This window comes from Kitasatospora indigofera (assembly GCF_014655955.1).
Lineage (GTDB): Bacteria > Actinomycetota > Actinomycetes > Streptomycetales > Streptomycetaceae > Kitasatospora > Kitasatospora indigofera.
Genome location: NZ_BNBO01000001.1, coordinates 19,937 through 31,310, shown reverse-complemented (window position 1 = coordinate 31,310; position 11,374 = coordinate 19,937). Strand labels below are relative to the sequence as shown.

Sequence of the window (11,374 nt, the reverse complement as noted above, 5' to 3'; positions counted from 1 at the left end):
GGTCAGGTCAGGTCAGGTCAGGTCAGGTCAGGTCAGGTCAGGTCAGGTCAGGTCAGGCCGGCGGGCCGGCTCAGGTACCGGGGCGCCACCGAGTCCGTCAGCCAGACCCCGTTGGCGCTGACCCGGAACTCGTGCCCCGCCGCCGCCATGGCGGCGGCGTCCACCGTCAGGACGGCCGGGCGTCCGTGCCGGGAGCCCACCCGGACGGCCGTCCCGGTGTCGGCCGACAGGTGGACGTCCTGGCGCGACATCGGCAGCAGCCCGTCCCGGAAGATCGCCTCCAGGGTGTGCACGGCGGTGCCGTGGTACAGCACCGGGGGCGGCACGGTGGCGGCCAGACCGAGGTCGACCGCCACCGAGTGGCCCTGGCTGGCCCGGATCGACAGGCCGTCGTCGGAGAAGGCGAAGCGGCGCTTGTTGTTCGTCTCGACCACGTGGTCCAGCTCGGCGCGGCTCAGCGGCCGGCGGTGCCGGGCCAGGGCGGCGAGCAGCACGTCCACCCGGACCCAGCCCGCCCCGTCCAGCGTGACGCCCACCGAGGCCGGATCGTGCCGCAGGACGCGCGAGAGCATCTTGGAGGTCTTGACCGTGCGTTTCTCGTCCACTCTTCCATCGTCCCTGTCGGGTCGGGGCTCCTACGAGGCCTGGCTCACGGAGCTCATGTTGAAGTCCGCCACCCGGACGGGCGGCATGGCGGCGCGGGTGAACCAGTCGCCCCACTCGCGCGGCAGGCAGCGTTCGGTGCGGCCCACCTCGGTGATCCGCCCGAGCAGGTCCACGGGCGACTCGTTGAACCGGAAGTTGTTCACGGCGCCGACCACCTCGCCGTTCTCGACCAGGTAGACGCCGTCCCGGGTGAGGCCGGTGAGCAGCAGCGTCGCCGGGTCGACCTCCCGGATGTACCAGAGGCAGGTGAGCAGCAGCCCGCGCTCGGTGCGGGCGATCATCTCCTCCAGCGTCGGCGCGGCGGCCTGGTCGCCGCTCTCCAGCACCAGGTTGTCGACGGCCGGGGTGAGCGGCAGGCCGGTCAGCCCGGCCGAGTGCCGGGTGGTCAGCAGGTTGGTCAGCTCGCCGTCGCGGATCCAGTCGGTGGCGCCCAGCGGCAGGCCGTTGTCGAACACCGAGGAGTCGCCGCCGGTGGCGTGGGTGAGCACGAACGGCGCGGCCTCCAGGCCCGGCTCGGCCGGGTCGGAGCGCAGCGTCAGCGGCAGCTTGCCGATCCGGTCGCCGATCCGGGTGCCGCCGCCCGGCTTGGAGAAGACCGTGCGGCCCTCGGCCGCGTCCCGGCCGCCGGACGACCAGCTCAGGTAGACCATCAGGTCGGCGACGGCCGAGGGCGGCAGCAGCGTCTCGTAGCGGCCGGCCGGCAGGTCGATCCGTCGCTCGCCCCAGGCGAGGCGCCTGGTGAGGGTGCGGTGCAGCTCGGCGACGTCGACGTCCCGGAAGTCCCGGGTGGCGGCGCCGGCCCAGGCGGAGCCGGTGAGGTCGGCGGTCTTGGCGTTCAGCTCGACCGTGCCGGTGGGCTGGTCGTGCCGCAGCCGCAGGCCCGTGGAGGTGCCGAGGTAGCTGGTGGTGAGCTCGTGGCGGGCGAAGCCGTAGAGCAGCTCGCCCTGGGCCGCGGCCCGGGCGAAGGCGGCGCCGAGCGCGGGCGCGAACTCCGCGAACACCTCGACCGTGGTCTCGGCCGGGGGCTCGGTGAAGCCGGCCGAGGACGGGCGGTCGGTGACCAGCGGCTGGGCGTCCTCGGCCGGGCCGGCGTCCCGGGCGGCCGCCTCGGAGGCCCGGACCAGGCTCTCCACCTCGTCGAGGGTGACGGCCTCGCGGGCCACCACGCCGGACGCGGTGCCCTGGCCGCCGTCGACGGTGGAGATCACCGTGAGCCGCCGGCCCCGGGTGACGCCGTTGGTGGTCAGCGCGTTCCCGGCCCAGCGCAGGTTCGCGGTCGACTCCTCGTCGGCGATCACCAGGCAGCCGTCGGCGCGGGAGAGCCCGAGCGCCCGCTCGACCAGTTCGTGGGGTTGGATCGCGGCCATCAGTGACCCGCCTCCTGCTGCGTGTTGAGCACGTTGACGTTGCGGAAGAGCGCGGACGGGCAGCCGTGGCTGACCGCCGCGACCTGGCCCGGCTGCGCCTTGCCGCAGTTGAAGGCCCCGCCCAGGACGTAGGTCTGCGGGCCGCCGACGGCGGCCATCGAGCCCCAGAAGTCGGTGGTGGTGGCCTGGTAGGCGAAGTCCTTCACCTGGCCGGCGAGCCGGCCGTTCCTGATCGCGTAGGCGCGTTGCCCCGTGAACTGGAAGTTGTACCGCTGCATGTCGATCGACCAGGAGCGGTCGCCGACGATGTACAGGCCCTTCTCCACACCCTCGAACAGGCCGGCGGTGTCCGGCCCGTCCGCGGCCGGCTGCAGCGAGACGTTGGCCATCCGCTGCACCGGGACGTGCGCGGGGGAGTCCGCGAACGCGCAGCCGTTGGAGCGGCCGAGGCCCTTCAGCGCGGCCATCCCCCGGTCGAGCTGGTAGCCGGTCAGGACGCCGTCCTTGACCAGGTCCCAGGACTGGGTGGCCACCCCCTCGTCGTCGTAGCCGATGGTGGAGAGGCCGTGCTCGGCCGTCCGGTCCCCGGTGACGTGCATCAGGCCGGAGCCGTAGCGCAGGCTGCCGAGCTTGTCGAAGGTGGCGAAGGAGGTGCCGGCGTAGGCGGCCTCGTAGCCGAGCGCCCGGTCCAGCTCGGTGGCGTGGCCGATCGACTCGTGGATGGTCAGCCAGAGGTTGGAGGGGTCGACCACCAGGTCGTACACGCCGGCCTCGACGCCCGGCGCCTTCATCTTCTCGGCCAGCAGCGTGGGCAGTTCGGCCAGCTCGGCGTCCCAGTCCCAGCCGGTGCCGCGCAGGTACTCGAAGCCCCGGCCGACCGGCGGCGCCAGCGTCCGCATCGAGTCGAAGGCACCCGTCCGCCCGTCCACCGAGGTGGCCTCCACCTCCGGGTGCAGGCGGATCCGCTGCTGGGTGGTCATGGTGCCCGCGGTGTCGGCGTAGAACTTGTTCTCCTGCACCGTCAGCAGGCTCGCCTGGACGTGCGAGACGCCGTCGGCGGCCAGCAGCCGCCGGCTCCAGTCGGCCAGCAGCGCCGTCTTCTCGGCGTCCGGCACCTCGAACGGGTTCACCTCGTACGACGAGATCCAGGTCGCGTCCGGGTACACCGGCTCCGCGGCCAGCTCCACCAGGTCCTTCGAACCGGCCGCCCGGCTGATCCCGCCGGAGAGCCGGGCCACCGCCACCGCCTGCTCGGCCACCCGGGCCACCGCGTCGGTGGTGAGGTCCACCCCGGCCGCGAAGCCCCAGGCGCCGTCCAGCAGGACCCGGACGGCGAAGCCGAGCTGGACGCTGTCCGTGGTGCCGGCCGGCCGGGCGTCGCGCAGCCGCCAGGACGCGCTGCGGACCCGCTCCAGGCGGAAGTCGGCATGCGTGACGCCGAGTTCGCGGGCCCGGGTGAGCGCGGCGTCGGCCAGGGCGCGCAGGGGGTAGGCGAGGAAGAGCGGATCGACGGCGCGTCCGTGCGGGGCACCGGCGCCGGTCGTCGCGGGCATCGGGGTCAAGCGGGCTCCCTGGATCGGGGACGGCAAGGTGGGCGGGGGCGTCCGGTCAGGGATGCCCGCAACGAATCATGGCCGTTCACACCGCTTTCGGCCAGCAGATTTGCCCTGAGCCGCCGCGCGGCGGAGATCCGTCCGGCGGCCGTTCCGTTACCTCAAGAGGCTTCCGGCGGGGACGGGTTGACACGGATAGTGGCCGTGGGGGGTGGGGGCGATGGCCGTCGTGTTCATGGGGTGCCTGGCGCAGCTGGGCCTGCTGGGGCTGGCCGGGTACTGGGCGGCCACCGGATTCTGGTGGGGCGCCGGGGGCCTGGCGGCGGCCCTGCTGGGGCTCAACGTCTCGCGGCCCTTCAACGTCGCGATGATGAACCGGATGACGGCCGGCCGGCCGTCGGACGAGATCGCCCGGGACTACCGCCTCGCCGAACGGCGGACCAGGGTGTTCAGCCCGCTCCCGGGCCACCGGGCCGGGCGCCGGGCCCAGGTCCTGCACCTGGAGGGCCAGGCCCTCGCCGACGCCGGCAGCCACCAGGAGGCGGCCGGCAGGCTGGCCGAGGCGGCCGGGCTGCGCCGGGCCGGCGCGGAGCGCGACCGCCGGCGCGGGCCGGCCCGGCTGTCGGCCACCCTCGACCTGTACGCGACCGTGCTGGCCGCGCTGGACCGGCACGAGGAGAGCGTCGCGGCGATGGCCGAGGCGGTCGCGGCGGCCGAGCGGCAGCTCGCGCTGCGCGGCGGCGAGCGAGCACCCCGGCAGGTCCGGACGACCCTGGGGCTGCGGCTGCTGAACCTGGGCGTCCACCTGCGGGACGCCGGGCTGCCGGAGCGCGGCCTGGAGGCCGCCGGGCGCGCCGGGGCCCGGCTGGAGCCGCTGTGCTCGCCCGCCGGCCGCCCCGCGGAGCAGGCCTCGCTGCTGCGCCTGCTGGCCGGCGCCGGCACCCTGCGGGCCGAGTGCCTGGCCGCGCTCGGCCGGACCGAGGAGGCCGTCGACGCCCAGCGGGCCGTGGCGGCGCTGCTGGACGGGCGGGACGCGCGGGACGGGCGCCGCGCCGACCCCGCGGACCGGGCGGCGGCCTGGGACCGGCTGAGCGACCGCCTGCACGCGGCGGGCCGCTGGGAGGAGGCGGACCGGGCCTTCCAGCGGGCCGCCGCGATCAGGGCCGTCGCCGCCAGGCGCGCCGCCCGGGCCGGGCGCGCCGCCCGGGCCCCGGAGGGGGAGGGGCGCCGCGGGCCCGTGCGGTGACGCGCCGTGCTGTGACCGCGCCCGCCGGCGCCGTGCCGCGCCGGCGCGGGCCGGGGCAGGTGAGCGGGGCCGGGCCGGGCGAGTGTCCCGGCTCGGCGGTCAGGCCCGGCCGGTGGTCAGGCCAGGCCCTCCCACCAGCCGTCCAGCTCCGGCGGGTTGTCCACGTCCACCCGCTCGCCCGGACGCGGCACCGCCAGCGGCACGGCCTGCGCCTTCGCCTCGGCCAGCAGTCGCTCCACCGGCTCCGCCCACGGGTGCAGCCCCAGGTTGAAGGTGCACCAGTGCACCGGGACGAGCAGCCCGGCGTCGAGGTCCCGGTGGGCCTGGACGGCGTCCTCCGGCGTCATGTGGATGTCCGACCACGCCTCGTCGTACGCGCCGATCTGCACCAGCGCGGCGTCGAACGGGCCGTGCTGCTCACCGATCGCCCTGTACCCCTCGAAGTAGCCCGAGTCGCCGGTGTAGAACACCTTGCGGGTCGGGCCGGCGATCACCCAGGAACCCCACAGGGTGGTGTTGCGGGTCAGGCCGCGGCCGGAGAAGTGGTGCGCGGAGGTCAGGGTGAGCACCAGGTCGCCCAGGGTGCAGGTCTCGTCCCAGTCCAGCTCGATGATCCGGTGCTCCGGCACGCCCCAGCGCCGCAGGTGGCCGCCGATGCCGAGCGGCACCGCGAACGGCGCGGACTGGCTGAGCACCAGCCGCTTCACGGTGGCCATGTCGAGGTGGTCGTAGTGGTCGTGCGAGATCAGCACCGCGTCCACCGGCGGCAGCTCCTCCAGCTCCACCGGCACCGGGTGCAGCCGCTTGGGGCCGACGTGCGCGGCGGGGGAGCAGCGGTCGCTCCAGATCGGGTCCAGCAGGACCCGGGCGCCCTCGATCTCGACCAGCGCGGACGCGTGCCCGTACCAGGTGATCTCGACGCCCTCGGCGGCCTGCCGCGGCCCGCCCGCCGTCCGGACGGTCGGCACCGGCAGGGTGGGCGTGCGGCCCTCGCGCTCGAAGAGCATCCGGCGGACCGTGCCGCGGTCGATCTCCGGCCGGGCGGTGTCCCGGGCGAGGGAGGACGGGGCGTTGTGGAAGACACCGTCCCGGTACTGGGGCGAGCTGCGGACCCGCTCCTCCCGCTCGGCGTCGGGGCGCCGCCCGAAGGCCGCCGGGAGGTCGCGCAGCGACCAGGCGGCCGCTCCCGCCACCGCCGCCAGGGCGGCCAGGGCCAGCAGTCGTCCCCGTCCGCCGGTGCTGCCGGGCTGTGCCTCGCTCATCAGGGCTCTGCCTTCACTGGGAGTCGTCGGGCGGTGGCGTTGTGACAACCGCCCGTGCCAAATCGGTGCGGGCGGCCGGTGGTTGTCCGCCCGGTGGTCCGCGTGCATATCCGCACCGAGAGGGCAACGGGCACACCCCGCCGAGTTGTTCCCGGCCGGGCCGACCACCGTGCCCTCCACTGTGCCATTGTCGGAACGCGACAGTTCAGCCGGTACGGACCTGTGGGAGCCCGATTCGTCGCATCCTCCCCGCGGCCGATAGCGTCACACTGCGTGCGCGTTTCGCCGTACGCGGACGACCTGGCCGGCAGGGGCGGACACCGCCCGGGCCGCCTGGTCCCATGGTCAACTACGGAGAGAGGTGGATCGTTGAGCCGCTCGGTTCTCGTCACCGGAGGCAACCGGGGCATCGGCCTCGCGATCGCCCAGGCCTTCGCCGAGGCGGGCGACAAGGTCGCCATCACCAGCCGCTCGGGTGAGGTTCCCGAGGCCCTGGCGAAGTACGACGTGCTCGCGGTCCGCTGCGACATCGACGACGCCGCCCAGGTCGACGCCGCCTTCGGCGAGGTCGAGTCCAAGCACGGCGCGGTCGAGGTGCTGGTCGCCAACGCGGGCATCACCAAGGACACCCTGCTGCTCCGGATGACCGAGGAGGACTTCACCTCGGTCGTCGACACCAACCTCACCGGGGCGTTCCGGGTGGTCAAGCGCGCCTCGAAGCTGATGATGCGCGCCCGCAAGGGCCGCGTGGTGCTGATCTCCTCGGTGGTCGGCCTGAGCGGTTCGCCGGGCCAGGCCAACTACGCCGCGTCCAAGGCCGGCCTGGTCGGGTTCGCCCGCTCGCTGGCCCGTGAGCTCGGACCGCGCAACATCACCGTCAACGTGGTGGCGCCGGGCTTCGTGGACACCGACATGACCGCGGTGCTCAGCGACGAGCGTCGTAAGGAGATCGTCGCGGGGGTGCCGCTCGGCCGGTACGCCGCCCCGTCCGAGATCGCCACCACCGTGCGGTTCCTCGCTTCCGACGAGGCCGCGTACATCACCGGAGCCGTCATTCCCGTAGACGGCGGATTGGGCATGGGTCACTGATCACATGAGCGGAATTCTTGAGGGCAAGCGCATCCTGATCACGGGTGTGCTGATGGAGTCCTCCATCGCCTTCCACACCGCGAAGCTGGCCCAGGAGCAGGGCGCGGAGATCATCCTCACCGCCTTCCCCCGGCCCAGCCTGACCGAGCGGATCGCCCGCAAGCTGCCCAAGCCGGTCAAGGTCCTGGAGCTCGACGTCTCCAGCGACGAGCAGCTGGCCGGCATCGCCGACCAGGTCCGCGAGCACCTGCCGACCCTGGACGGCATCGTCCACTCGATCGGCTTCGCCCCGCAGGACGCCCTCGGCGGCAACTTCCTGAACACCCCGTGGGAGTCCGTGGCCACCGCCATGCAGGTCTCCGCGTTCTCGCTGAAGTCGCTGACGACGGCGCTGCTGCCGCTGATGCAGGACGGCGGCTCGGTGGTCGGCCTGACCTTCGACGCGCAGTTCGCCTGGCCGCAGTACGACTGGATGGGCCCGGCCAAGGCCGCGCTGGAGGCCACCTCCCGCTACATGGCGCGTGACCTCGGGTCCCGCAACATCCGCTGCAACCTGGTCTCGGCCGGCCCGATCGGCTCGATGGCCGCCAAGTCCATCCCCGGCTTCTCGGAGCTGGCGGCGGTCTGGGACTCCCGCTCCCCGCTGAAGTGGGACCTCGCCGACCCGGAGCCGGCGGGCCGCGGCGTCGTCGCGCTGCTCTCGGACTGGTTCCCGAAGACCACCGGCGAGATCATCCACGTCGACGGCGGCCTGCACGCCATCGGCGCCTGACACCCGGGCGCACCACCCCGCCGCCGCCGGCCGGGACACCACCCGCCGGAGCGGCACCGCCGTGACGCCGATGCCCGCCCGCCACTCCAGGAGTGGCGGGCGGGCATCGGTGCTTCCGGAGCCCTCCGGCGCGGCGGCCCGCAGGCCGCCGCGACCGGTCAGCCCGGGGCGATCGGCTCGCAGCCCCGCTGGGCCGCCACCGCGTTGGCGAAGCGGGCGAAGAGGTCCTTCGGCAGTTCGCTGCGGGCCTCGCCCTGACCGTCCCGCAGCCCGCTGTCCAGGGTGGAGACCCCCAGGTAGAGGGTGTCCTTGCCGCACGGCACCAGGACCGGGCCGTCGGTGTCCCCGGTGCCGCGCCAGCCGGCCGGCAGCGCCGACTTCAGCTCGGTGTCCAGGGCGGCCGCGCCGATCCAGGCCTGGTCCGCGGTCACCGTGAAGCTGACCACCGGCGACACCAGGTGCCCGTCCTCCACCCCGCAGATCCAGACCGGGGCGCCCTCGCTGCTGACCCGCTCGCGCAGCGGGGTGCTGCGCCCCGCCGTACTCCCGAGACTCAGGCCGGGCAGACCGCAGGCCTTCCCGTCCTCGGAGGCGCGGGCCTGGCCGCCGGGGTCGCCCAGCCGGTCCCCGGCCGGGCCGGCGGGGGCGCCGCACCCGGCCTGCCGGCCCGCGGCGGCGGCCACGCCGTCGGCCACCCGGGCCAGCGCCGTCCGGGCGGCGGTGTCGGGCTGCTCCTCGGCGCGGCGCTTCTCCGGCAGGACGTCGTCGGGCGAGAACCAGACGTCGGCCCACAGCACGTCGGCGTCGCCCCGGGACTTCAGCGGCAGCGGGTCGTCCTTCGGCACGGGCAGCACGCACCCGGCCGGCAGCAGCACCCAGCCGGTCCGGTTGGAGAACGAGCCCGGCCGCCCGCCCTCCAGCTGCGACATCTGCGGCACGGTCCTGACCTGCTTGTCGATGCCGGGGCTGACCGCCCGCTCGGTGCGCAGCGTGACCCGGGCCCGGGCGGTGCCGCCCAGGCCCGTCCGGGCGGTGACCGTGCAGGAGACCGTCGGGTCCCCGGCGCGGGCCCCGGACCCGGACTCCGTGATCCGGCCCTCGCCCAGGACCTGCTGGGCGTCGGCCCGGGACACCGCGCCGCCGCAGAGGCGGTCGGGGCCGAACACGTTGGTCAGGCGCCAGGTGAGCAGGGCACCGGCCGAGACGGCCAGGACCGCGGCGAGCGCGATCCAGGCCGTCCGGCGGCGGGGCAGTGCCCCCATCACTCGGCCGACCCGTGCCGGCCGAGGGCGATCATCGCCTCGTCGTAGCCGCGGTTGTGGCCGTCGCGCAGGCTGGTGTTGACCTCGTTGGCCAGCTCGCTCTTCGGGTCCAGGCCGTTGTGCTCGGCCCACCCGATGACCATCTGGGTGCCCTGGTTCAGGTTGGCGTCGTGGGAGCTGGAGGCCTCGCTGTTGGCCTTGTCGACGGCCTCCTCCTTCACGCCGTCCGACCAGTTGCTGACACCCAGGTCGACCAGGCTGCCCGCGACGTCGCCGACCACCGGGATGTAGCCGGTGGCCAGGCCGCCGCCGCTGGAGACCAGCTCGCCGGTCTTGTCGGCCCACTCCTTCTTGTCGTCACGCTCGTCCAGCAGGATGTCGCTCCTGATGGCGTCGAGGGTGCCGAGTGCGGAGCCGGAGCGGTCGGTCGGCCCGGTCCGGTCGTGGTCCGGGCGGCCGGCGTCGGCCGGCAGGTCGCCGATGACCTGGGCGGACTTGGCCTTCTCGGCCTCGTACAGGGCCGCGTAGGCCTCCGGGTCGTCCGAGACGCCGCGCATCACCCGGGTGAGCGAGGAGCTGTCGTCGGAGAGGTGGCCCTTGCCGCCCTCCTCCCAGGCGCCGTCCTTGTGCTTGGCGGTGCTGAGCTCCGCCCCGAGGATGTCGTGGGTGTCGTCGACGTAGTCGGTGAGCGCGCCGGCGATCGGCTTGCGGAGGTTGCCGGGGATCTCCTGGCCCTTGCTGTCCTGGTCCAGGGCGTCGATGGTGCCCTGCATGACCCGGGCCTGGGCCGGCGTGTGCGTGCCGCCGTTGTGCGCGGTGCCGGTGGGGTCGCCGGTGGTGGCGGCCTCCAGTGCCGCGCCGAGGCCGGCCCGCTGGAGCGGGTCGTCCATCTTGATCGGTGCCCCGTACAGCGGGTTCATGTAGTTCTCGGGCCACTTGCGGTCGCGCAGCAGGTAGTCGAGACGGTCCTTGGCGCCGGGGGCGTCGGGGTCGAGGAAGCCGGTGGCCGCCTCGGGGTTCTTCCCCATCTGCTTGAGCACGCCGTCCAGCGGGTCGGAGACCAGGTCCTGGCGCTCGCCGTCGAACTGGTGGCTCCAGATCTGCGGGTGCTTCTTCTCGACGTCGATGATGTCGGCGCCCAGGTCGTTCAGGTACTCCTTGGAGTACTGCGCGTCGCCCTTGTCCATCAGGGTGGCGAGCGCCTGGTAGCCGTACACCGGCGAGGTGTTGCGCCCCAGGTTCTTGTCGCCGATGTCCTTCATGCCCTTGCGCCAGTCCTGGTAGAACTTGCTGTTCGGGTCACGGGTGGCGCCGGCGACGGTGTTGGCCAGGTTGGTCTGGAGCTGGCCGTAGCCCTCCTTGTTCTTGGCGTCCCGGTCGCCGCCGATCTTCTCCAGCTGGTCGGCGAGCTTGAGGGTGCCCTCGGGGCCGAGCGTGTTGAGCAGGGTCTGGCCGTACTGCGGGTTGTTGGCGTTGGCCTTCATCAGGTTGTTGAGCTCGGCGAGCTCGCCCGGCTCCAGCTTGCCGTCCTTCTTCAGCTTCTCGGCGAGGTCGGCGGCGCGGCGGCCGTCGGCCGCGTCACCGCCGCCGATGGCCTGCCCGTTGAAGGTGTTGAAGGGGTCGCCGGCCTTGGAGGCGCGCTTGAGGGCGAGCGAGGCGCGCTCGTCGGCGGCGGTGGCCTCGGCGAGCGCGGCGTTGATCTGCTGGGTCCACTTGCCGGCGGCGGCGTTGCGCTCCTCCATGTAGCCGGGGTCGTGGTGCATCGCGTTGCGCTCGGCCGGGGTGTACTGGCTGGTGTCGAACACGGCCTGGCCGGTGCCGGTCACCTTCATGCCGTCGGCGGCGGCGTCCGCGGCGGCGGCCTTGAGCTTCTTCTGCGCGGCCTCGAAGTCGGCGTGCGCGTCCGCGATGATCGTCGAGACCGCCCGGGCCTCGGTCTGCGCGTCGATGCTCTGCTGCTTGGTGACCAGCACGTGCTGGTTGGCGTTGCCGGCGGCGTTGCCCGTCCAGAGGTTCTGGCCGCCGGTGACGGTCAGCACCTCGTTCTCCAGGCGGTGCTGCACGCCTTCGTACTTCTTCGCCATCGACTCCCAGTCGGTGGCGGCGGTGCTGAGCGCGGACAGGTCCGCGTTGAGGACGTCCTCGTAGCCGAGCATG

At 73.9% G+C, this 11,374-nt stretch carries 9 protein-coding genes; 3 read left to right on the top strand and 6 right to left on the bottom strand.

All coding sequences use genetic code 11. The features are described 5' to 3' along the window. Positions 1–47 precede the first annotated feature (47 nt). The 3 genes from IE329_RS00135 to IE329_RS00125 are packed head-to-tail and all read right to left on the bottom strand — an operon-like array spanning position 48 to position 3,586. On the bottom strand, positions 48–605 hold the full coding sequence (locus IE329_RS00135; RefSeq protein WP_190208662.1) for an RNA 2'-phosphotransferase: 558 nt from the start codon (positions 603–605) through the stop codon (positions 48–50). Positions 606–635: 30 nt separating this feature from the next. Beyond that, positions 636–2,033: a TldD/PmbA family protein gene (locus IE329_RS00130; protein WP_190208661.1), complete on the bottom strand. Its 1,398-nt coding sequence runs from the start codon at positions 2,031–2,033 to the stop codon at positions 636–638. Next, positions 2,033–3,586, bottom strand: a complete 1,554-nt coding sequence (locus tag IE329_RS00125) for a TldD/PmbA family protein (RefSeq protein ID WP_190208979.1) — start codon at positions 3,584–3,586, stop codon at positions 2,033–2,035. The genes IE329_RS00130 and IE329_RS00125 overlap by 1 nt, the downstream gene beginning before the upstream one ends. 220 nt (positions 3,587–3,806) lie before the next feature. Here IE329_RS00125 and IE329_RS00120 point away from each other — a divergent pair, with 220 nt between their 5' ends. Next, positions 3,807–4,832 carry a hypothetical protein gene (locus IE329_RS00120; RefSeq protein ID WP_190208660.1) on the top strand — a complete coding sequence of 342 codons (1,026 nt, stop codon included), beginning with the start codon at positions 3,807–3,809 and terminating at the stop codon, positions 4,830–4,832. A 116-nt stretch (positions 4,833–4,948) separates the two neighbouring features. Here IE329_RS00120 and IE329_RS00115 read toward each other — a convergent pair whose 3' ends face one another. Beyond that, positions 4,949–6,094: an MBL fold metallo-hydrolase gene (locus tag IE329_RS00115; RefSeq protein WP_190208659.1), complete on the bottom strand. Its 1,146-nt coding sequence runs from the start codon at positions 6,092–6,094 to the stop codon at positions 4,949–4,951. Positions 6,095–6,463: 369 nt separating this feature from the next. Here IE329_RS00115 and fabG point away from each other — a divergent pair, with 369 nt between their 5' ends. Both fabG and fabI read left to right on the top strand, forming a co-directional pair. Continuing rightward, positions 6,464–7,183 carry a 3-oxoacyl-[acyl-carrier-protein] reductase gene (gene fabG / locus IE329_RS00110; protein WP_073928767.1) on the top strand — a complete coding sequence of 240 codons (720 nt, stop codon included), beginning with the start codon at positions 6,464–6,466 and terminating at the stop codon, positions 7,181–7,183. 4 nt (positions 7,184–7,187) lie between these two features. After that, on the top strand, positions 7,188–7,955 hold the full coding sequence (gene fabI, locus IE329_RS00105; RefSeq protein ID WP_073928766.1) for an enoyl-ACP reductase FabI: 768 nt from the start codon (positions 7,188–7,190) through the stop codon (positions 7,953–7,955). A gap of 158 nt (positions 7,956–8,113) precedes the next feature. On the opposite strand, the gene IE329_RS00100 is transcribed toward fabI, so the two are convergent. Next, complete coding sequence (locus IE329_RS00100) at positions 8,114–9,217, bottom strand: hypothetical protein (RefSeq protein ID WP_190208658.1); 1,104 nt, start codon at positions 9,215–9,217, stop codon at positions 8,114–8,116. Continuing rightward, positions 9,217–11,373, bottom strand: a complete 2,157-nt coding sequence (locus IE329_RS00095) for a DUF6571 family protein (protein ID WP_190208657.1) — start codon at positions 11,371–11,373, stop codon at positions 9,217–9,219. Before IE329_RS00095 ends, IE329_RS00100 begins: the two co-directional genes overlap by 1 nt. Between the last annotated feature and the right edge of the window lies 1 nt (position 11,374).

Coding starts and splice junctions, on each gene's coding strand:
- IE329_RS00130 (WP_190208661.1), bottom strand. CDS start 2,033: ATGGCCGCGATCCAACCCCACGAACTGGTCGAGCGGGCGCTCGGGCTC.
- IE329_RS00125 (WP_190208979.1), bottom strand. CDS start 3,586: ATGCCCGCGACGACCGGCGCCGGTGCCCCGCACGGACGCGCCGTCGAT.
- IE329_RS00120 (WP_190208660.1), top strand. CDS start 3,807: ATGGCCGTCGTGTTCATGGGGTGCCTGGCGCAGCTGGGCCTGCTGGGG.
- IE329_RS00115 (WP_190208659.1), bottom strand. CDS start 6,094: ATGAGCGAGGCACAGCCCGGCAGCACCGGCGGACGGGGACGACTGCTG.
- fabI (WP_073928766.1), top strand. CDS start 7,188: ATGAGCGGAATTCTTGAGGGCAAGCGCATCCTGATCACGGGTGTGCTG.
- IE329_RS00100 (WP_190208658.1), bottom strand. CDS start 9,217: ATGGGGGCACTGCCCCGCCGCCGGACGGCCTGGATCGCGCTCGCCGCG.
- IE329_RS00095 (WP_190208657.1), bottom strand. CDS start 11,373: ATGCTCGGCTACGAGGACGTCCTCAACGCGGACCTGTCCGCGCTCAGC.